Here is a 21,183-nt window from a genome sequence, read left to right on the forward strand (position 1 = left end):
GGTGACCGGTCCGGGGTCAGGGCTTGACCCGCATCGTGGCGTTGGCGAGATCCACGGTGCCCGGCAGCATGGCCTGCGGACGCAGAAGGTCTTTGAGGAGGAACCTCATCAGTTCCTGGCCGGACATGTTCTTCAGCCGCTCCGCCAGCGCGGGGTTGACGTCCTCGATGCGCATGATCTCCAGCACCGCGCGGTCCACCAGGCCGGGAATGATGTCCTTGCCTCTGAGGGTGTTGGAGCGGAGCCGCTCCTTGTACGGCTTCTGCCCGGCGCCGGAGCCGTAGGTCATTGTGCTGTGCTCGTCCGCCGCGGCCTGGGCCATGGAGAAGTAGATCTGGGCCGCCCGATTCGGGTCCTGCTCCTTGCCGTGCCGCTCCATGAGCTTGTAGTCGTCCACCTTCGCATGGGCGGCTCCGAGGTCGAAGTTCCTTACGGGCAGCGAGAATTCGGCGGGTATCTTCTCCGCGCGGGTGGGCAGCTCGCTCTTGGTGACCGCGGGCTCGGCGGGCTTGGCTTTGATCGTCGGATACTCCCGCTGGGCGAAGTCGCTGAGCATCAGCCAGCCCTGTTTCTCCAGGGGAGAGTCCACGAGCGGGATCTCGAAGCGGACCTTTCCGAACCGGGTGTCGCGGAACTCGCTGCCGGGCGCCTCCAGGAAGAAGAAGACGAAGCCCTCGTTCGCGAGTACGTGGGTGTCGTAGCCCTCGGAGTTGTTGGGCGCCTCGGGGTCCGCCTTCAGCAGCTCCGTCTTCGACTTGATGTGGCCCGCCTGCTTCAGCTGCTCCGCGCGCTCCTCGTCCTTGGTGTAGTGGACCAGCACGCTCTGCCGCAGCGCGGCACCCAGCGCCTGTTCGACACCGCCCACCCAGTCGTTGCGCCCACGGGTCCTGATCTCGTTGGCCATACCGGCCCGGTTCAGCTCGGACAGCTCGCGGAAGTAGCTCGGCCCGCTCATGGCGAACGCCACGGCGCTGTCGGCCCAGGCATCCTCCTTCCAGAGCATGCCGTTCGCGGTCATCGCCTCGAAGGGGGTGCGGGCCTCCGCGGGGAAGTCGGCGTCCCGGCCGATCTGTTCGGTCACCTGGTCGTTCTCGGCCTTCAGGGCCGTGCGGGCCGCGGTCAGGAAGGTCCTGGCGGACGCGGTCTCCCGTTTGGGCCTGCCTTCCAGGTTCTCCTCGGCGACGCTGACATTCAGCAGCAGGGTGACCAGCTGCTGCGCGCAGTACATGGGGTCACGCTTGGGATCACGGTCGTACTTCGCGATGGCCTGGCGGATGTCCGCCAGCTCCGGGGACTCCTGGGCGGGGGCGCCCGAGAGGGACTTGAGGAAGGACGACACCGGGTTGCCGCCGGCCCCGGCGGCCGGCAACCGGCCCGAGAGTTCTTCCGTGCCCTTGCGCTGGATCACCGCCGCGCCGCAGGACGCGGGCGCCGCCGTGTCCGCCTCGGCCCGCTGCACGGGCGAGGGGCCCGCCATCACGCGGTGCGCGTTCGCCTCCGCCTCCCGCTCGAAGTGGTCGGCGGGGTCGCTGATCCGCAGCCCGTTCCCGTGGTCGGTGCCGGAGACCGGGCCCTGGCGCTGCTGGATGACATGGGTGAGTTCATGGGCGAGGGTGTGCTTGTCGCCGCCGCCGTCGCCGAGGACGACATGACTGCCGGAGGTGTAGGCACGGGCCCCGATGGCGCGGGCCGAGCGGGCGGCGGCGGGCCCGGTGTGCAGCCGTACGCCGGAGAAGTCGGTCCCGAACCGGGACTCCATCTCCTGGCGCACCGGCCCCGTGAACGGCTTGCCGCCCGAGTTCAGGACCCCGTCCACCCCGGTGTCGTACCGCTCCGGGGCGGACGCGGGACGGGCACGGCGGGCGATCATACGGGTCACGGCGGCGTTGCCGGCCTCGCGCTGGGCCGCGCGGAGCGTCCCGTCGGTGAGCGGCGGCGGTACGGCGGCGCTCCCGGCCTCCTCCCGCCGGGCGGGGGGCCGGTCGCGCCCCGGCTGCCGGGTCCCGGCCCGCTCGGTGCGCGGCTTGGGCGTCTGCACCTCGTGCCTCCTCGTCCGGTGCACTTCTGCGGCTGCTCAGTGGACCGCGTCGGCGGCCGCGGCGTCCAGATCCGCGCGGGCAGTGCGAGGGCAACGCCGGGCGCCGTCCGGGCGGTTCGAGAGCCCGGAAAGGCAGCGGTCCTGCCCCTGTTCAGGTCCGCGGGTCCCTGCCGCACCGTCCGGTGCTCCGCGCAGACTCGGCCTGGACACAGGTGACCGCAAGGATGTCGAAGGAGCGAGCATGCCGACGTACCTCACCCCGGGCGTGTACGTGGAGGAGGTGCAGTCCGGTGCCCGGCCGATCGAAGGGGTCGGCACGGCCGTCGCCGCGTTCGTCGGCTTCGCCGGGAAGGGACCGTTCCACGCGCCGACGCTGGTCACCGGCTGGGACCAGTACGTCCAGCTGTTCGGTGGCTTCACCGAGGGCACCTATCTGGCCCACGCGGTCTACGGGTACTTCGCCAACGGCGGCGGCGCCGCGTACGTGGTGCGCATCGGCGGGGCCGCCGAGGACGCCTCCGCCCCGGCGGCCGGTACCGGCCGGCCGCGTGAGGGCGGCAAGGCCGTGCGGCCGGTGGAACTGGGCGGCTTCCTGATCGCGGCCAGACCGGGCGTGACCGGGGTGTCGGTGGAGGTCGCCGACGCGGACGGCGAGACCCCGCCGGAGGACCGCTTCAAGGTCCTGGTCCGCCGCGGCGACCAGGTGGTGGAGACCTACGAGGCCTCCACCCGCAAGAACGTCAAGGGGTACCTGGTCACCCAGGCCCGCGCCTCCGAGCTGATCGAGGTGACCGAACAGCGCGGCGCGGGCGTCACCAAGCCCGCCGCGCAGACCGTGGCGATCCCCGACGCCCTGGGCGCGCCGTCCGCGAACGGCTCCGGCGAGCCGGCCCGTATCGATCCCGCCGAATACGTCGGCGACGCCGCGGCCCGCACCGGGTTCGGCGGTCTGGAGACCATCGACGAGATCACCATGGTCGCGGTGCCGGACCTGATGGGCGCCTACCAGCGCGGTGACATCGACGCCGAGGGCGTGCGCACCGTGCAGCTCGCCGTCGTCTCGCACTGCGAACAGATGGGCGACCGGGTGGCCGTGCTCGACGCCCCGCCCGGGATGTCCGCCCAGCAGGTGCGCACCTGGCGCAACGACGAGGCGGGCTACGACTCCCGCTACGCCACCCTGTACTACCCGTGGGTGCGGGTCTTCGACCCGGCGCTCGGACGCAACACCACCGTCCCGCCGAGCGGTCACGTCGCCGGTGTGTGGGCGCGCAGCGACGCCGAGCGCGGTGTGCACAAGGCGCCCGCCAACGAGGTGATCCGCGGCGCGGTCGACCTGGAGCTGCGGCTCAGCAAGGGCGAGCAGGACCTGCTCAACCCGATCGGCGTGAACTGCATCCGGGCCTTCCCCGGCCGCGGCATCCGGATCTGGGGCGCCCGCACCCTCTCCTCCGACCCGGCATGGCGCTACCTGAACGTGCGCCGCCTGTTCAACTACCTCGAAGAGTCCATCCTGCTCGGCACCCAGTGGGTGGTGTTCGAGCCGAACGACGACCGTCTGTGGTCGAGCATCCGGCGCAACGTGACCGCGTTCCTCCAGGAGGAGTGGCGCCGGGGCGCGCTGTTCGGCCGGACCGCCGCCGAGGCGTTCTACGTGAAGTGCGACCGCGACAACAACCCGCAGGAGTCCATCGACCAGGGCCGGGTCGTCTGCGAGATCGGCGTCGCGCCGGTCAAGCCCGCGGAGTTCGTGGTGTTCCGGCTGGCTCAGTTCTCCGACACCACCAGCCTCATCGACGAGTGACCCGCGGGTCCGCAAGGGAAGGTTGACAGACAGTCATGGCAACGGGAGACGCTCTTTCCACCCACGTCTTCGGCGTGCAGCTCGGCGGATACCTGGTCGAGTCGATCCAGGAGATCAGCGGGTTCACCGTCGAGGAGGACGTCGTCGAGGTCAAGCAGGTGACCTCGGAGGGCAAGCAGATCATCCGCAAGCAGCCGGGCGCCCGGCAGGCCGGCGAGATCACGATCACCCGGGGACTCGACCAGAGCAGCGAGTTCACCAAGTGGATCAAGGAGACCCTGAACAACGGGGCCGTGAACTCCGCGCGCCAGAACCTCACGATCGAGATCAAGGACACCGAGGGCAACACGGTCCGCCGCATCCAGCTGCTGCAGGGCTGGGCCTCCAAGTGGGAGGGCCCGTCCCTGAAGGCGGGGGAGTCCTCCCCGGCCACCGAGTCCGTCACGATCGTGTTCGAGGAGATCGTCGTCGAATGAGGCGTCGTACGGTGACGGCGGGCAACCTGGAGGAGATCCTCCAGGCGACGGCGCCCGCCCAGGCGCCCGCCCAGGGGTCGGAGCAGGCGGCGGCCGGCCCGGCCGCCGCCCCGTCACGCCGGGAGGACCACGGGCTGCGGACCGAGTTCGATTTCGAGCTGCCGCGCGGATACGTGGACGACGAGGGCACGGTGCACCGGCACGGCACGATGCGCCTGGCCACCGCCCGCGACGAACTGCGGCCCCAGATCGATCTGCGGGTCAAGGAGAACCCGGCGTACCTGAGCGTGGTGCTGCTGAGCCAGGTGATCACCCGGCTCGGCTCGATCACCGATGTGCACGCCGGGGTCGTGGAGCGGATGTACGCCACCGACGTCGCCTTCCTCCAGGACTTCTACCGCCGCGTCAACAGCGAGGGCCACACCCGCGCGGCGGTGACCTGTCCGCACTGCGAGGGTGGCTTCGAGGTCGACCTCTCGGGTGGGCGCCTGGGGGAATCGTGACGTACGCGCTTCCCCGGCTCCTGGAGGAGATCGCGTACGTCGCCTATCACTTCCACTGGCCGCGTGAGGAGATCCTCGACCTGACCCACGGCGAACGCCGGGAGTGGGTCGCCGAGATCGCCCGTATCAACACGCGCATGAACGAAAGCGGTTGAGCATGGCATGGCGGGACAGGCTGCGCCGCCGGGCCGCGCGGCCGTCGGCGCGCGGCGGGCCCGGCGGGCCCGGCGAGGGCGGGGACCGGGACGGGAACGGTGTCCCGGCCGCTGCCGTGCCCGACACCCCGGGACCCGCCGTGCCCGGCGACTGGGACGGCGGCTGGCGCCGCGCCGCCGCGCCGACGCTCACCGTCTCGCGCGCCCCGCTGGGCGTGAGTGACGGCCTCGCCTTCCGCGCGGGCCTCGCCGCCTGGCAGAACCCGTCCTTCGGCAGCGGCCTCGGTCATGCCGTGCTGCCCGACGCCCCGACCGGCCTGGTGCGGGGGGTCACGCGTCCGGCCACCCCGCGGGCCACCGACACCGGCGGGGGTCCGCTGCTGCTCCGCGCGCTGCGGACGGAAGGGGCGGAAGGGGGCGCCCCGCAGGGCGGCACACCGCAGGCCGGCACACCGCCTGTGGTGCGGCCTGACACGGCGGGTGCGGACACGGCCCGCGCGGGCGGCACGGCGCCGGCCACACCGGTCGCCCGGCGGATGCGCACGTCCGGTTCCGCGCCCTCGCGTTCGGTGTCCCCGGGTTCTGCTGCCTCCGGTCCGGCTTCTTCGGGCTCTGGCACTTTCCGTTCGGCGGCCTTGGGCTCCGGTGCCTCCGGTCCGGCTTCTTCGGGCTCGGGTGCCTCCGGTCCGGCTTCTTCGGGCTCCGGTACCTCCCGTTCGGGTTCCTCGGCTTCTGGCACCTCCGGTCCGGGGTCGTCGGGTTCGGGGTCCTCGGGTCACGGTTCCTCCGGTTTTCGGTCGGGGCCGGCATCCTCCGGTCCGCGAACGTCCCCGGGCGGCTCGGGCAGTGCGCGGGCCGGGGGCGCGGCCTCCGGGGCGGACACCGTGGTGGCCCGTTCCGCCGACGGCACGCACAGCGGTCCGGACACGGGGAGTGCGGGCGATGCCGCGCGGACCCGTGGCATCACGTCCACGACGTCTCCCGCCGTGCTCTCCCCGTCGTCTCCCGCCGCGCAGCGGGCTGTGACACCGGACGGCACCCCGGTCGTGGTGCCCTCCGACTCCGGCCGCCCGCCGGCCACTTCGCCGATTCCGCTGGTCCGACGTGTCTCCGTGGTCCCCGGTGCGCCCGCCGGGGGAGCCGGTGCCCGGCCCACGTCCGGACCGTCCGTGCGGCGCACCGCCACCGGGGCGTCGTCCGAACGGGCCGACGGCCGGCCGGAGGCGTCCCCGGCCCCCGGCGCCGTGGCGGCCCGCCCGGTGGCCCGGCCGCGGCCGGTCGGGCCCCGGTTGACCGTCGCCCGCCGCGTGACCGGACCCGTACGCCGCGTCCCCGCCCTGCGCCCCGCCACCCCGGCACCGGGCGGCGCCCCGGCCTCCGGCGCGTCCGTCCCGAACACCCCCGCCCCCACCGCCCCGGCCGGGCCGCAGGCCCCTTCGCGTACCCCCGCCCCACGCGCCGACGGCCGCCCGCCGTTGGGTGCCCCGTTGACGGAACTGCCGTCGACGGCGACACCCCTGGCGAAGGACGTTGCCGCCGTACCCGCCCCGGGACCCGCTTCCGGTCCCGCGCTTCCCATCGTGCAGCGCCGGGCCGAGGACACGGCCGGCGCCGCGTCCGACAGCGCTGCGCGGGATACCGCGCCGGGTGCCGGCCCCGACAGCCGCGCCGCGCACCCGACCGCCGCTCCCCGACGGACCGGTGCCCGCTCCCGCGGCGGCCTGGGCGCGCCCCTGCCCGCGCTGCCCCCCAGTGCCGGCCTGCCCGACGCCACCACGTCCGGCGCCCGAGCCCCCCGTACGACGTCCGACGTCCAAAGGCCCGCCGAGGCCTCGCCGGTACGGGAACGGAACGCGGCGACCGCCCCTCTGCTGGGGACCGCCGACGTCCAGCGCAGCCTCTCGAACAGCTCCGCCACGCCCGCCACGCCCGTCACGCCCGCCACGCCCGTCACCCCGTCATCCGGCCCCACAGCTCCTCACGGCGGCGGGCCGGCCATGCCGCCGATGACGACGCCGGGCCCGCCCGCCGTGTCCCCGGCTCCGGCACCGGAAGGCCCGGCCGGGAACGTCGTACGGCCCCCCTCGATGTCCGCCGGACCGGGACCCGTCGTCGCCCGTGCCGTGAGCCCTTCCCCGCCCCGGGCCGCCGGCGCCCCCACTGCGGGCACCCGTGCCACGGCAGGGGGAGGCACGGCGGGTACCGGGCCCACGACCGGTGGCCCCACGGCCGACAGCACCGCCGGGACCCGGCCCTCCGCCACGGTCGTCCCCCGCCCCGGGACCCTTCCCGCCCCCGCGCCCCTCCGCACGCTCGCGCTGCTCCCCGCCCGCCCCCTCACCCTGAACACCCGGGCCCCCGAAGGCGCGGCACCGCCGCCCGAGTCCCGCGGCGGCGGCCGTCCCGTCGTGGCCGCGCGCTGGACCACCGCACCGGCCGGCTCCGGCGCCGCCTCCGCACCGCCCGCCTCCGCACCGCCCACCGGCGCACCCACCCGCCCGGTCCGGTCCACCGGCACACCGGCGATCCCGCACCTCCAGCGGGCCGTGACGACCCACCGGCCGGCGGAACCGGCTCCCTCGCGGCCCGGCCCCGCGGCAGCGGCCGGCTCCCGGGACACCGGCGCCGTCCGGCGCGTCCCCGTCGTCCGGCCCGCGCCGCCCCGCACGGCTCCCGGTACGGCGGTCACCTCCGCCCCGGCACGGACCCTCCCCGTGGCCGGACTCCAGCGGGCACCCCTGGCCCACGGCCCGTCGGCCACGACGGCACCGGCGCCGGCGGGACCCGTTCCCGTGGTCCGCCCGCGGACCGTACCGCCGGGACCGGCGGCGGGCGGGGGAACCGGCCGGGCGGCGACCCCCGTCCAGCGCGATGCCTCCCCCGCCGGTGACCCCGCCGTGGCCCGGGGCCTACCGGTCGAGGCCGTACCGGCCAGGACGCGGACGGCGCGGGCCGGTTCGGCGTCGGTGTCCCCCGCGGGTGACCTCGCGGTACCCGAGCGCGCCGCCGGGCGGGCGGACCGGTCGGCCGACTCCCCGCAGAACCCCGGCGCCGACCTGGACGACCTGGCGCGCCGCCTGCTCGACCCCCTGGCCCGCCTGCTGCGCGCCGAACTGCGGCGCGGCCGGGAACGTACGGGCCGCCCCTACGACGGACGCCGCTGAGGGCAGGCACGGAACGGATGACGGACGGATGACGGACAACATCTTCGCGAGCAGCGTGTTCTTCCAGCTCACGATCGGCGGCAACGACCTGGGCGCCTTCAACACCTGCTCCGGCATGGGCGCCGAGGTGGAGGTCGAGAGCTACGCGGAGGGCGGCAACAACGGCTTCTCCTGGCAGCTGCCCGGCCGCGTCACCTGGTCGAACATCACGCTCACCCGGCCGGTCACCGCCGACACGGCGAAGATCGGCCGCTGGCTGGACGAGACGCTGAAGCGGGTGGAGCCCAAGGACGGCGAGATCGTGGCGCTGAAGCCGAACCTCAGCCGGATCATCAGCTGGCAGGTGTTCGGGATCGTGCCCGTGCGCTGGCAGGGCCCGTCCTTCGACCCCAGCAACTCGCAGGCCGCGGTGGAGACCCTGGAGATCGCCCACGAGGGACTGCGCCCCTCCTGACCCGGCCCCGTCCACCGCCGCGCACCACCCGCACCCGTCCCGGAAAGGAAGTCCCGGCGTGTCCACCATGCTCCGCTCCAGTCGGGCCAGGGCCCAGCTGACGCTGAAGGAACCCCCGGCCTCCGTCGGCGCGAAGCCGGGCGGGACGATCGCGCTGCTGAACCTCCAGTTCAACCCCAGCAGCCTGCAGTTGCAGAAGACCACCGAGTGGCGGCGCACCCCGTCCCGGATGGCGGGGCAGTCGGCGCTGCCCGAGTTCGTCGGCAGCGGCCCGCGCACCCTGAGCCTCGAGGTGTTCCTGGACGCCACCGCCCGGCACGACGACTCCGTGGAGCAGGCGGTGGAGAAGCTGATGAAGGCGTGTGTGCCGACCCCGGCGAGCCTCGGCCGCAAGAAGCCGGCCAGCCCGTGGGTGCGGTTCGAGTGGGGGACCGCGCGGACGACCTCGTTCGACGGGGTGCTCTCCAGCCTGTCGGTGTCCTACACGCTGTTCGACGTGGACGGGAAACCGCTGCGGGCCACCTGCCAGTTGTCGATCGAGGAGGCGAGCGTCGACCCGGCGGGCCAGAACCCGACCTCCGGCGCCCGCACCGCCCGCAGCACGCACACCGTCGTGGCGGGCGACAGCCTGGCCCTGCTGGCCTGGCGGGAGTACGGCGACGCGACGGCCTGGCGGGTCATCGCGGAGGCGAACGGGATCGACGACCCGATGGCCCTCGTCCCCGGCACCGAACTGGTGGTGCCGGGCCTGCGGGACGCGGACGGTGAGGAGGAGCAGTGAGCACTGCCGTGGAACGGGGCGGACGGTCCTTCGCGGCGGACCCGATCGTGGAGACGCCCGCCGAGCTCCCGGCGGTCTGGGCCGCCCAGCTGGTGAGCTGCGTGGTGGACGAGAACGTGGGCCTGCCGGACGCGGCGGTGCTCACCTTCCGCGACCCCGACCACGAGTTCCTCCAGGAGACCGGCATCACCATCGGCACCCCGCTGAGGGTGTCGGTGGAGACGGTGTCCGGGCAGGCGCGCGAGCGGCTGTTCAACGGCGAGGTGACGGCCCTGGAGCTGGACCGGGACCGCACCGGCTCGTTCACGGTGGTGCGCGCCTGCTCCAAGGCGCACCGCCTCCAGCGCGGCCGGAAGGTGGTGGCGTACCGGAACATGACGGCGGCGGCCATCGTCCGCAAGGTGGCCGCCGGGGCGGGCCTGGCCTGCGGCACCGTGCAGGCCGCGCCGGTCACCTACCCGCAGCTCTCCCAGGCGAACGTGTCCGACTGGGACTTCCTGCAGTTCCTGGCCGCCGAGAGCGGCGCGCAGGTGCGCGTCGACGACCAGGGACTGCTCCAGTTCACCCGGCCGGAGAAGGCGTCCGGAGCGCCCGCGCCGTCCACCTCGGCCACCCGGAACCCGATGGTGCTGGAGTACGGGCGGAACCTGCTGGCGCTGCGGGCCTCCCTGTCGACCGCGGACGGGGCACAGCGGGTGGAGGTGCGCGGCTGGGACGTGACCACGAAGCGTCCGCTGGTGGCCCGCAGTCCCTCGGTGGACAGCGACACCGTGCTGCCGGGACTGAGCCCCGCCTTCGCCGCCCGGTTCGGCACGTCGAAGCTGACGGTCACCGACACCCCGTACCGCACCCAGGCCGAGACCCGGGCGGTCGCCGACGCGGTGGCCGGCCAGGTGAGCGCCGGGTTCGGCGAACTGGAGGCGCTGGTCGAGGGCAACCCGAAGCTGCGGGCGGGCAAACCCGTGGCGCTCGGCAACGTCGGGCAGGCCTTCAGTGGCAAGTACACGGCGACGGCCGTCCAGCACGTCCTCGAACCGCACGGCGGATACCGTACGACGGTGTGGGTGAGCGCCAGCCCGGACCGCTCCCTGACCGGCCTGGTCACCGGCGCCAACGCGCCCTCCCGCGGCCCGCGCATCCCCGGCCTGGCGATCGGCGTGGTGACCGACGTGCGGGAGCCGGGCGGCACCGAGAGCGGCGCCGTGAGACTGAAATTCCCCTGGCTGGACGACATGTACGTCACCGACTGGGTGCGTACCGTGCAGTGGGGCGGCAAGGGCGGCGGAGGCGTGGTGAGCCCCGAGGTCAACGACGAGGTCCTGGTCGGCTTCGAACAGGGCCTGCTGGACAGCCCGTACGTCATCGGGGGGCTCTACAACGGGGTGGACGAGCCCTCGCCGCACGACGTGCCGCTGATCGACCCGACCACCGGGAAGGTCAACCGCCGTTCCGTCGTGTCGCGTTCGGGACACCGGGTGGAGCTGCTGGACGCGCGGGCCCCCGGCCGTTCGGGGGTGCGGCTGCTGACCGCCGACGAGAACCTGGAGGTGTTCCTCGACGACCGCCGGGACCGGATCGAACTGACGGTGTACTCCGGAAAGGGCCAGGCCCGGCGCCCCCTCAGCTCCGTCGTGCTCGACGAACAGGGCATCACCCTGGACGCGGGACAGGGCGACGTGAGCGTGTCCGGCCGGAACGTGGACATCCAGGGCTCGGCCGGCGTGAAGATCGGCGGCGCCGACGTGGACGTCACCGGCAGGTCGGGCGTGACCGTCGACGGCGGTCTGCTCGGCGTCCTCAAGGCCCGGCTCATCCGCATCAACTGACCCCGTCCGCCGTCCACGACATCCTCCGAGGAGTACCGCATGCCAGCCGCAGCCCGTACCGGTGACCCCACCGACCATGGCGGCCGGATCACCACCCCGCCCGGTGCCGCTGCGCGGGCGGTGGCGACCGTCCTGATCGGCGGCCGCCCCGCCGCCGTCGTGGGCAGCCTGCACGTCTGCGTGATCCCCCAGCACGCGGCCCTGGGACCCGCCAACGTGCTCATGCCCGACCCGGCCGGGGTCACCTCGGGACAGGTCCTGATCGGCGGGCTGCCGGCCGCGCGGGCCCGCGACCGGACCGTGTGCGGCGCGACGGTCCGGGGCGGCGCGACGAACGTCGCGATCGGCGGTGCGGTGTGAGCGAGCGGTTCATCGGCCGCGGCTGGGCGTTCCCGCTGCGGGTCTCGCCCACCGGCGGGATCGCCCTGGTCGAACGGGAACGGGAGATCGAGGAGGCGATCCGGCTGGTCCTCGGCACCGCGCCCGGCGAGCGCCCCATGCGCCCGGAGTTCGGCTGCGGCATCCACGACTACGTCTTCGCCCCCGCCGACGGCGCCACCGCCGGACGCCTCGCGCGGCAGGTGCGCGAGGCACTGGAGCGGTGGGAGCCGCGGATCGCGGTGGACGACGTGGTGGTCGCCTTCGACGCGGTCGAGGACGGCACCCTCTACATCGACGTGCACTACACCCTGCGATCCACCAACGACCGGCGCAACCTGGTCTTTCCCTTCTACACGATCCCCTCCGAGGAGGGGGCCGAGGAAGTGGGCGCGGACTGATGGCCCTGCCCTCCCCGAACCTGGACGACCGGCGGTTCCAGCAACTCGTCGACGAGGCGAAGCGGTATGTACGCCGGCGCGCCCCGGAGTGGACCGACCACAACGTCTCCGACCCGGGCGTCACCCTGATCGAGACGTTCGCCTATCTCGTGGACCAGCTGCTGTACCGGCTGAACCGGGTCCCGGACAAGAACTACACCGCGTTCCTGGACCTGTTGGGCATCCGGCTGTACCCGCCGACCGCGGCCGGCGCCGACGTCGACTTCTGGCTCTCGGCGCCGCAGCCCGACACGGTCACGCTGCCCCCGGGCACCGAGGTGACCACCGCGCGCGGCGAGTCCGACGAGCCCGTGGTCTTCACCACCACCAGTGAACTGCGGATCCAGCCCAGCGAGTTGATACGCCTGGTCACCGCGCCGAGGAACGGCGAGCAGAGCGACCGGACCGGCCTGCTCGCCGACGGCCTCGACATCCCCTGCTTCCGGGCCGCACCGGAGCCCGGCGACGCGCTGCTGTTCGGCCTGCCCACGGCGGTGCCGCGCTGCATCGTCGCGGTGCGCCTGGACAGCCGCGTCGAGGGCATCGGCGTGGACCCGCGCCAGCCCCCGCTGGTGTGGGAGGCGTGGGACGGCGGCGGCTGGCAGCCGTGCGGGACCGGCCCCGACACCACGGGCGGCCTGAACCGGCCCGGCGAGGTCATCGTGTACGTACCGGCCGGTCACACCGCGTCGGTGATCGGCGGCACCCGGGCCGGCTGGCTGCGCTGCAGGGTCACCGAGGCCGAGCCGGGACAGCCGTTCTACTCGGAGTCCCCGACGGTGCGCGAGGCGGCGGTGTTCACCGTCGGCGGCACCATGTCCGTCGAGCACGCCGAGACGGTGACCGACGTGCCGCTCGGCACCTCCGAGGGGGTCGCCGGACAGACCTTCCGGCTCGGCCGCCCGCCGGTGCTCCTGGACGCCGGGCCGCCCGTGGTGGAGGTGTCCTCCGAGGAGGGGTGGCAGCGCTGGGAGGTGGTGGAGCACTTCGGCCGCTCAGGACCCGCCGACCGGCACGTCCGGGTGGACGCCACCACCGGCGAGTTCCTCTTCCCGCCGGCCCTGCGCGAACCCGACGGCACGCTGCGGCAGTGCGGGGCGGTGCCGGCCAAGGGCGCACGGATACGGGTGGCCCGCTACCGCACCGGCGGCGGCCCCGCCGGCAACGTGGCCCGCGGCGCGATCTCCGTGCTGCTCAGCTCCGTGCCGTACATCGCCCGGGTCACCAACCGGGAGGCGGCGCGCGGCGGCGTGGCCGGTGAGACCGTCGAGAACGCCCGCCGGCGTGCGCCGGAGGCGCTCCGCATGCAGGACCGCGCGGTGACCGCCGAGGACTACGAGATCATCAGCCGCCGGGCCGCGCCCTCGGTGCGCCGGGTCCGCTGTCTGCCGGCCGCGGACGCGCCCGGGGCGGTACGGGTCCTGGTGGTGCCGGACGCGGTGGCCGACGAGGGCGACGACCGGCTGCGCTTCGAGCAGCTGATCCCGTCGGACCAGGTGCTCGCGGCGATCACCGCGAGTCTCGACGAACGGCGTCTGATCGGCACCCGGCTCGTGGTGGAGCCGCCGGTCTACCAGGGCGTCACCGTGGTGGCCCGGCTCTCGGCGGCCCCCGGCGACACCGACCGGGTCCGCGCCGCGGCGCTCGACGCGCTCTTCGGCCACCTCAACCCGCTGGCCGGCGGCCCCGACGGCACCGGATGGCCCTTCGGGCGGCCCGTCCAGTACGGCGAGATCTTCGGCGTCCTGCAACGCGCCACCGGCGACGCCCTGGTCGAGGAGGTCCGGTTGTTCCCCGCCGACCCCGTCACCGGCCGCCGCGGCGCCCCGACGGACCGCATCGACCTGTCCGCGGGCGCGCTGGTCTTCTCGTACCAGCACCAGGTGGTCGTGACGGCGACCGGGGCGGAGGGCCGGGGATGAGCCGCGCCGCGATACCCGGTCTGCCGAGCAGGTACCCGATCGGTGCTCAACTGCCCGCGCTGTACGCCGACGACGACTTCGCGCAGCGGTTCACCGCCGGGCTCGACACCGTCCTCGCCCCGGTGTTCGCGACCCTCGACAACCTGCCCGCCTATCTCGACCCCCGGGTGGCGCCGGCCGACTTCCTGGCCTGGCTGGCGTCCTGGGTGGCCGCCTCGGACGATCCGCGCTGGCCGGTGGAACGGCGCCGCGAGGCCGTCGTCCGCGCGGTGTACCTGCACCGGTGGCGCGGCACCCGGCGCGGGCTGGTCGAGGCCCTGCGGCTCGCGCTCGGCGCGCATGCCGACGTGACCGGCGACGGCGGCGCGGTGTGGTCGGACACGGCGGGTTCCGACCTGCCGCCGGAGCCCGCGTCCGAGGCGCTGGTCCGGGTCTGGCCGGGCGGCGGGACACCGGTCGACGCGGACCGGGTCCACGAGATCGTCCGGGCCATGGGCCCGGTGCACACGGCGTTCCGGGTGGAGGTCCTGTCCGGCCCGCCCGCCGAGGAAGGGAACTGACGCATGCGCGCATGTCCCGCGTGCGGGGCGTCCAACGACCCCGCGGACGACTTCTGCGGCAACTGCGGCACGTACCTGGGCTGGTCGGACACCCCACCGCCTCCGGCGGATTCGGCGGACCCGGGCGGTCCGGCCGCGGCGGGGCCTGGAGCGGGTCCGGCTGTCGCCGGTGGTTCGGGGGTGGGCCCGGCGGGTCCGGACGCTTCGGCGGGTTCGGGTGGTCGGGCGGGATCCGGGGTGGGCCCTGCGGCAGCCGGTGGCTCCGGGGTGGGCCCGACACCTGCGGGGCCTCCTGCGGGTTCGGGGCCCGGGGAGACTTCGGGTGTCCCGGAACCGTCGCGCCCTCCGACGGAGCCGGAACCCGCGGAGGGGGGACCCCGCCGCCCGGCGGCGTCGTCCCCCGGCTTCGGCGCCGACTCCGGCCCCGCACCCGTGGGTCCCGTCCTCCCGGCGAAGCCGGTGGCCCCCCGGCCCGTCGTGCGGCCGGTGGCGGTGGAGGGCGACGTGGTGGGGCGTGCGTGTCCCGCCTGCGGTACGGCCAACCGGCCCGAGCGCCGGTTCTGCCGGCGTTGCGCGGCCGAACTGAAGCCCGCCGAGAAGCCCGACCCGCTGCCGTGGTGGCGGACGGTGTGGCCGTTCCGGCGCCGCACCCGGGCCGGCTCGGGCTCGGTGTTCCGGTTCCTCGTGGTCCTGGCCGTGGTGCTGGCTCTGTGCGCGGGCGGTTTCCTGCTGCTGCCCGCCGGACGGGCCCTGATTGAGGACACCCGGGACAAACTGGGCAAGGCCACCCCCGTGACACCGACGGGCATCGAGGCGAGCGGCGCGGTGCCCGGACATCCGGCGACGGACACCACGGACGGGCTGAACAACCGCTACTGGGGCGCGCCCGGACCGGGCGCCTCGGTGACGTACACCTTCCGCACACCGTTCCGCCTGGTCGACCTGATCATCACCAACGGGGCGTCCACGTCTCCCGAGAAGTACGCCCGCCAGGCGCGCGCGCTCCGGGTGGACCTGGAGGTGACGGCCGCGAACGGCACGGAGCACCGCAAGGAGATCACCCTCAGCGACAAGCCGGGCCCGCAGACGATCCCCACCGGCATCAGCGACGCGAAGACGGTACGCCTGGTACTGCGCTCACCCGTCGGCCTGACCGCGGGGCGCCATCTGGCCCTGGCGGAGGTGGAGTTCTTCCAGCGGAGCTGACGAAGCGCCGCCCCAGGCCCGCCACTTGTACCCGGGGTGTACGGGAGCCGACGCTCCGGTGGAGCGGAGACGGCGAACGGGACGACAGTCGACGGAGCGCCCGCACCCCGTCCCACCAGTGGTTACGTTGACGGCGTGCGGACACAGCGGCAGTCAGGGGACGGCAGGACCGGTGCCTTCGAGCAGGCGGCCAGGACGCCCTCCACCGGGCGCACACCCGCCCCCGGTCCCGCCGCCCTGCACCACCTGCTCGCCCTCCAGCGGGCCGTCGGCAACGCGGCCACCTCACGGGCGGTACGGCGGACCCGCCCCGCGAGCGCCCGCCCCGCGCTGCCGGACATCGAGGAGCGCACCGAGACGGGCCTCGTGCTGCCGCCGTACCTGATGAACCTCCAGGCGGGCGGCCTGTCCTCGTCGTACCGGCCGACCGGCCACGAGTTCGTCCGGCACGCGGTCTCCGCGGTGGTCGGGCACGCCGACGGCACGGTCGCCGAGCTCGCAGACGAACTGGCAGGCCGTCCGGAGAGCTTCTTCGGGCAGGGTCGCGCCTTCGCCGTCCAAGGGCGCACCGGCAAGGAGTGGTACGACGTCACCGTCACCATCCGCCGGGCCCCGGACGACAGGCCGCCCGTCTTCCATCCCGGGGCCCTGTCGGCCGATGCCTCGCCGGGCACCGACGGAGTGCCGCAGGCCGTGCTGGAGCACCCCGAGGGCAAGGACACCAAGCTCGATGTCCACCACAACTCCGCCGCGACCGTGGGCTCTTCGAGCGGCAGCTCGGCGAGCAAGGGCGCCGGAGGGGTCACCTTCGGGCTCGCGCCCGTCGCCCCGGGACTGTGGCTCGGTGCCGCCGCCACCGTGAACGCCCAGCCCTGGCAGTCCTCCCGGGAGAGCCGCCGGCAGACCAATGTGGCCGAACCGCGCGTGCTGCGCAGCGACAAGGGCACGGTCGAGGTGGAGCGCAAGGTCCGCTACCCACCGGGTCCGCGACTCCCGCACGGACACGGCGGTGCGGGAGACGACCCTTTCCCGCCCGGTCGTCGTCCGTATGCCGGAGCCCGCGGCCCGCGCGATGCCGGCCGCCCGGCCCACCCACGTCAGGGACGACGACAACCACCTCGGGCTCCGCCCGACGGCGGCACCCCCTCGCGTCCCTTAGGGGTGTCCGGCGGGTCCTGCCGGGGGCGTGGGGCCCGCCTGGACGGATACCTGCCGGTCGCCTCCGGCACGACGCGCCGGACGCTCCCAGGACTCCGGGGCTACGCCGAGGCAACGGCCGGGGCCGCCACCCCCCACAGGAGAGGCCCCGACCGTCGCGCGGTACGGGCCGCGCGGCGACCCGTACCCTCTACAGCGCCATGGGTGCGTTTTCTGTCACACCGTCGTGTGTCACGGGTTAGTTGCATCTTTGACGGACATGGACGGGGAGGGGATTCAGGCCGTAACGTGCCTTTCGCGCCAGGCCGCGGGGGGCCACCTGACCACCAACCGCCCGTGGCCCACGACCGCAACGACCAATCGAGAACCACGACGGCGAGAACCCGGTCCGCGAGAGCGGCGCCGGCTGAGGCGCAGAAGGGCGCGCGCGGTGCTGGGGGACGACGCGGAGCTGACCACCGCGGTGTGTGCGGCACAGGACGGGGACGAGACCGCGTTCCGGACTGTGTACCGCGCGGTGCACCCGCGGCTGCTGGGGTACGTCAGGACACTGGTCGGCGAGCCCGACGCGGAGGACGTGACGTCCGAGGCCTGGCTGCAGATCGCCCGTGACCTGGGACGGTTCACCGGGGACGCGGACCGGTTCCGCGGCTGGGCCGCCCGCATCGCCCGCAACCGGGCACTGGACCACATACGCATGCGCGGACGCCGCCCCTCGATCGGCGGTGACGAGACCGAACTCACGGGGCGGGCCGCCGAGTCCGACACCGCCGGAGAGGCGATGGAGGCGCTGGCCACCGACGGCGCGTTCTCCCTGATCTCCCGGCTGCCCCAGGACCAGGCGGAGGCCGTCGTGCTGCGCGTGGTGGTGGGCCTCGACGCCAAGACCGCGGCCGAGACGCTGGGCAAGCGTCCCGGTGCCGTACGGACGGCCGCGCACCGTGGTCTGAAACGTCTGGCGGAGATGCTCGGCGACGATCCGGAAGGCCATCCGGAATCCGTCGGAGTGCTCGACGCCCTCCCGCCCCAGAGAGCACCACGCCGTCGTACGGTGACGTCCGCGAGTGTGACGCAGATGCGAGCGCGGACGCAGAAGGACATGTGATGGCCGACGAGCAGTGCAGGTGGCTGGACCGCGGAACCGCGGAGCGTTTACTGAACGGAGAGCCACCCGAACCTGCCGAGCCCACCACCCGTGACCAGGCGAAACGGCTTGCCGCCACACTGCACGCGCTTGCCGCCCCACCCCCCGCGGCCGACGGGGAGCTTCCCGGGGAGGCGGCCGCGCTGGCCGCCTTCCGCGCGCTGCGCGAGGAACGCGAGGGGCGGGCGGACCCGGTCACGGGTGCCGGTGAGGACGCCGGAACGGCGGACTCCGACGTCGGCCTGATCCGTATCGGCACCCCGCGCGGTGATCGTTCCGGAACGGCGGACGGACGGCGCGACCGGCGTTCCCTGCGCTTCGGGCTGGCCGCTGCGCTGGTCGCGGGCCTGGTCGGTGGCGCCGCGATCCTGGCCGGAGCCGGACTTCTGCCGGCACCGTCCGACGCGTCCGGGACCGCCCCGGCGGCCTCCGCCTCCGCCACACATCCCGAACGTCCGCCGCTGTCACTCCCGCCGGAGACCGGCGGTGCCACGCCCGAGGGCCGGCACTCGGAGAGCCGCACGGGCGAGCACGGGGTGGAGGCGCACCGCGAAGGCGATCCCGGCGCGGGCGGCCCGAGTACGGCTGGGGCGTCCGGAGCGGACTCGGGGGACCCGGCGGTCCGCTCCGGCCGGGGCGGGAAGCAGATCGCCTCGGCCTGCCGGGCCTGGCGCGACGGCGAGAACCTGAACGGTGAGCGCGAGCGCCTCCTCGAGGACGCGGCGGGCGGTCCCGCCCGTATCGGCCCGTACTGCGCCGGCACGCTGTCGTCTGGCAAGGGGGGTGCCGGCACCGGCTCCACGGCCGGGAAGGGCGCCGAAACGGAGACCTCCAAGGGCAGGGGTGTCGGCAAGGGCCCCGGCCCCGAGAAGAACAACGGCAACGGCCAGAACAACGGCAACGGCAACGGTCAGAACAACGGCAACGGCCCCGGCAAGGACAACAACAGCAGCAACAGCAGCAACAGCAACAAGAACAACAACAGCGACAAGGGGAACAAGGGCGGCAACGAGGGGCAAGGTGCCGGGAAGTCCCAGGAAGACCAGTCCTGACCTGCGGTTTTGTTGATCGCTGAAGTTTCCGTGCCGACAGGTGTGACACTTCCGGCCCGCGCGACGCAGTAATGAGTGAGCCGACTGGTCATCGGCCGTCGCACAGAGCCGGGGTTCCCCCCGTACCCACGGCTCGTGCACCCCGGCGCGGGCGGGACACGTTCCCCCGGTTCCGCCCGCGCCTCATCTCACCAGTGCACGACGACCTTGTCGCCGCTCCGCACCTGCTCGTAGAGCCGCGCGATCGCCTCCTCGTCCCGTACGTTGACACAGCCGTGCGAGGCGCCGCCGTACCCGCGCGCGGCGAAGTCGGCCGAGAAGTGCACGGCCTGGCCGCCGCTGAAGAACATGGCGTACGGCATGGGCGAGTCGTAGAGCGTGGACACGTGGTGCCGGGACTTCCAGTAGACGCTGAAGACGCCCTCACGGGTCGGTGTGTACTCCGAGCCGAAGCGGACCGGCATGGTCGACACCGTCCGCCCGTCGATCATCCAGCGCAGGGTGCGGCTCGACTTGCTGATGCACAGCACCCGCCCGGTCCGGCAGCGGGCATCGGGCGCGTCGGCCGGCTGGCCGCCCATCAGATACAGCTCCCACCTGCCCGGCTCCTTCGTCATCGCGAGCAGCCGCTGCCAGGTGGCGCTGTCGGTCACCCCGGTCCTCGGCAGTCCGCGTTTGCCCTGGAAGCCCCGGACCGCCTGCTCCGTCAGCTCGTCGTAGGTCCCCGTCGGCCCGTGGAAGATCCAGGCGACCTGCCGCAGCCGGGCCTGCAGTTCCCGTATGTCACGCCCGGAGTCGCCGGGGGACCACAGCACGCGCGGAGCCTGCCGTGTCGACGGAGGAGCCGCGGGGGACGGCCGGTCGGCGTCGTCCGGAGGCCGCGACACCGGAGCGGTCGGCGTGCGGCTCGGCACGTCGATGTGTACCGGTGACCCGCGCTCCCCTTCCGCGCCGGCGGGCTGCACCGTGCAGCCGGCCGCACCCGCCGCGAGGGCCGCGAGGGCCGTGAGCGCCGCGAGGCCGGCGATCCTCTTCCTCCCCATGCCCGTACTACGCACCCCAGCCCCCTGTCGTCTCACCGGCCGTGCGCCCGGTCGTCGTCCGAAGTGTCCTACCCCGGAGGTGACCTCCGCCGAACAAAGGGGCATGGTGGGAGTGACGGGAACACCATCGTCGAGGTGGGCCCTGTGAGCGCGGTCCCAGGAAGGCTGTGAGGAAGGTCCCAGCGTGTGCCCCTGCACCGGGCCGCATGCGCACGGCTACAGTCCGTCGAGGAGTCGGCCCGCACCGGTGAGCACGTGCCGGTCGGCGGGCGATCAGGTCGAGCAACGCTGCTCAGCGGGAGGCATCACACCATGGCGCGCGAGTCGGGCAGTGCCCGGACCACCGAGAGTGGACTGCCCATCGAGCCGGTCTACGGGCCGGAGGCTCTCGAGGGCTGGGATCCGGCCGGGAAGCTGGGCGATCCGGGGGCGTATCCCTTCACGCGTGGTGTGTACCCGACGATGTACACGGGCCGGCCGTGGACGATGCGGCAGTATGCCGGTTTCGGTACGGCGACGGAGTCCAACGCCCGGTACCAGCAGCTGATCGCGAACGGCACGATGGGTCTGTCGGTCGCCTTCGATCTGCCCACCCAGATGGGTCACGACTCCGATGCTCCGATCGCCTCGGGCGAGGTGGGCAAGGTGGGCGTGGCGATCGACTCGATCGACGACATGCGGGTGCTGTTCGGCGGGATCCCGCTGGACAAGGTCTCCACGTCGATGACGATCAACGCCCCCGCCGCCCTCCTGCTGCTGCTCTACCAACTGGTGGCGGAGGAGCAGGGCGTGAGCGCCGACAAGCTCACGGGGACGATCCAGAACGATGTGCTGAAGGAGTACATCGCGCGGGGCACGTACATCTTCCCGCCCAAGCCGTCCCTGCGTCTGATCGCGGACATCTTCAAGTACTGCCGGGCCGAGATCCCGAAGTGGAACACGATCTCGATCTCCGGCTACCACATGGCGGAGGCGGGCGCGTCACCCGCGCAGGAGATCGCCTTCACCCTGGCCGACGGCATCGAGTACGTGCGCACCGCGGTCGCGGCGGGCATGGACGTGGACGACTTCGCCCCGCG

The 21,183-nt window shown here is 73.8% G+C and carries 19 protein-coding genes; 16 read left to right on the forward strand and 3 right to left on the reverse strand.

Annotated elements, in window-relative coordinates; genetic code table 11:
• Nucleotides 1–16 precede the first annotated feature (16 nt).
• Nucleotides 17–2,038: a DUF4157 domain-containing protein gene (locus ACIF9R_RS07660; RefSeq protein WP_399975673.1), complete on the reverse strand. Its 2,022-nt coding sequence runs from the start codon at nt 2,036–2,038 to the stop codon at nt 17–19.
• Between the two features lie 241 nt (nt 2,039–2,279).
• On the opposite strand from ACIF9R_RS07660, the gene ACIF9R_RS07665 reads away from it, so the two are divergent.
• The 13 genes from ACIF9R_RS07665 to ACIF9R_RS07725 all read left to right on the forward strand — a co-directional run bounded on the left by ACIF9R_RS07665 (nt 2,280) and on the right by ACIF9R_RS07725 (nt 15,707).
• A complete protein-coding gene (locus ACIF9R_RS07665) occupies nt 2,280–3,842 on the forward strand; it encodes a phage tail sheath family protein (protein WP_399975676.1) in 1,563 nt (520 codons plus the stop codon).
• A gap of 35 nt (nt 3,843–3,877) precedes the next feature.
• On the forward strand, nt 3,878–4,318 hold the full coding sequence (locus ACIF9R_RS07670; RefSeq protein ID WP_030228789.1) for a phage tail protein: 441 nt from the start codon (nt 3,878–3,880) through the stop codon (nt 4,316–4,318).
• Entirely contained in the window at nt 4,315–4,821 is a 507-nt protein-coding gene (locus tag ACIF9R_RS07675) for a hypothetical protein (RefSeq protein ID WP_399975680.1), read from the forward strand. Before ACIF9R_RS07670 ends, ACIF9R_RS07675 begins: the two co-directional genes overlap by 4 nt.
• Nucleotides 4,818–4,976: a DUF6760 family protein gene (locus ACIF9R_RS07680; protein WP_399975683.1), complete on the forward strand. Its 159-nt coding sequence runs from the start codon at nt 4,818–4,820 to the stop codon at nt 4,974–4,976. The genes ACIF9R_RS07675 and ACIF9R_RS07680 overlap by 4 nt, the downstream gene beginning before the upstream one ends.
• A 1,307-nt stretch (nt 4,977–6,283) precedes the next feature.
• Entirely contained in the window at nt 6,284–8,140 is a 1,857-nt protein-coding gene (locus ACIF9R_RS07685; protein WP_399975685.1) for a hypothetical protein, read from the forward strand.
• Nucleotides 8,141–8,168: 28 nt separating this feature from the next.
• Nucleotides 8,169–8,594, forward strand: coding sequence for a phage tail protein (locus ACIF9R_RS07690; RefSeq protein ID WP_399975687.1), 426 nt, complete (start codon nt 8,169–8,171; stop codon nt 8,592–8,594).
• Nucleotides 8,595–8,652: 58 nt separating this feature from the next.
• Complete coding sequence (locus ACIF9R_RS07695; RefSeq protein ID WP_399975689.1) at nt 8,653–9,375, forward strand: LysM peptidoglycan-binding domain-containing protein; 723 nt, start codon at nt 8,653–8,655, stop codon at nt 9,373–9,375.
• Nucleotides 9,372–11,201 carry a VgrG-related protein gene (locus ACIF9R_RS07700; protein WP_399975691.1) on the forward strand — a complete coding sequence of 610 codons (1,830 nt, stop codon included), beginning with the start codon at nt 9,372–9,374 and terminating at the stop codon, nt 11,199–11,201. Before ACIF9R_RS07695 ends, ACIF9R_RS07700 begins: the two co-directional genes overlap by 4 nt.
• Before the next feature lie 39 nt (nt 11,202–11,240).
• Nucleotides 11,241–11,561: a PAAR domain-containing protein gene (locus ACIF9R_RS07705; protein WP_399975693.1), complete on the forward strand. Its 321-nt coding sequence runs from the start codon at nt 11,241–11,243 to the stop codon at nt 11,559–11,561.
• Nucleotides 11,558–11,980: a GPW/gp25 family protein gene (locus ACIF9R_RS07710; RefSeq protein ID WP_399975696.1), complete on the forward strand. Its 423-nt coding sequence runs from the start codon at nt 11,558–11,560 to the stop codon at nt 11,978–11,980. Before ACIF9R_RS07705 ends, ACIF9R_RS07710 begins: the two co-directional genes overlap by 4 nt.
• A complete protein-coding gene (locus tag ACIF9R_RS07715; protein WP_399975699.1) occupies nt 11,980–13,941 on the forward strand; it encodes a putative baseplate assembly protein in 1,962 nt (653 codons plus the stop codon). The genes ACIF9R_RS07710 and ACIF9R_RS07715 overlap by 1 nt, the downstream gene beginning before the upstream one ends.
• On the forward strand, nt 13,938–14,501 hold the full coding sequence (locus ACIF9R_RS07720) for a phage tail protein (RefSeq protein ID WP_399975701.1): 564 nt from the start codon (nt 13,938–13,940) through the stop codon (nt 14,499–14,501). The genes ACIF9R_RS07715 and ACIF9R_RS07720 overlap by 4 nt, the downstream gene beginning before the upstream one ends.
• A 492-nt stretch (nt 14,502–14,993) precedes the next feature.
• Nucleotides 14,994–15,707 carry an NADase-type glycan-binding domain-containing protein gene (locus ACIF9R_RS07725; RefSeq protein WP_399975759.1) on the forward strand — a complete coding sequence of 238 codons (714 nt, stop codon included), beginning with the start codon at nt 14,994–14,996 and terminating at the stop codon, nt 15,705–15,707.
• A gap of 285 nt (nt 15,708–15,992) precedes the next feature.
• On the opposite strand, the gene ACIF9R_RS07730 is transcribed toward ACIF9R_RS07725, so the two are convergent.
• On the reverse strand, nt 15,993–16,445 hold the full coding sequence (locus ACIF9R_RS07730; protein WP_399975704.1) for a hypothetical protein: 453 nt from the start codon (nt 16,443–16,445) through the stop codon (nt 15,993–15,995).
• 850 nt (nt 16,446–17,295) lie between these two features.
• Between ACIF9R_RS07730 and ACIF9R_RS07735 the strand changes: the two genes are divergently transcribed.
• On the forward strand, nt 17,296–17,970 hold the full coding sequence (locus tag ACIF9R_RS07735; protein WP_399975707.1) for an RNA polymerase sigma factor: 675 nt from the start codon (nt 17,296–17,298) through the stop codon (nt 17,968–17,970).
• Nucleotides 17,970–19,061: a hypothetical protein gene (locus ACIF9R_RS07740; protein ID WP_399975709.1), complete on the forward strand. Its 1,092-nt coding sequence runs from the start codon at nt 17,970–17,972 to the stop codon at nt 19,059–19,061. Before ACIF9R_RS07735 ends, ACIF9R_RS07740 begins: the two co-directional genes overlap by 1 nt.
• 188 nt (nt 19,062–19,249) lie before the next feature.
• Here ACIF9R_RS07740 and ACIF9R_RS07745 read toward each other — a convergent pair whose 3' ends face one another.
• On the reverse strand, nt 19,250–20,104 hold the full coding sequence (locus ACIF9R_RS07745) for a L,D-transpeptidase family protein (RefSeq protein WP_399975711.1): 855 nt from the start codon (nt 20,102–20,104) through the stop codon (nt 19,250–19,252).
• 312 nt (nt 20,105–20,416) lie between these two features.
• Between ACIF9R_RS07745 and ACIF9R_RS07750 the strand changes: the two genes are divergently transcribed.
• Nucleotides 20,417–21,183 (forward strand): methylmalonyl-CoA mutase family protein (locus ACIF9R_RS07750; RefSeq protein ID WP_399975713.1); only part of this gene is annotated, 767 nt, incomplete at its 3' end.

The organism is Streptomyces sp. NPDC086080, from assembly GCF_044540255.1.
Lineage (GTDB): Bacteria > Actinomycetota > Actinomycetes > Streptomycetales > Streptomycetaceae > Streptomyces.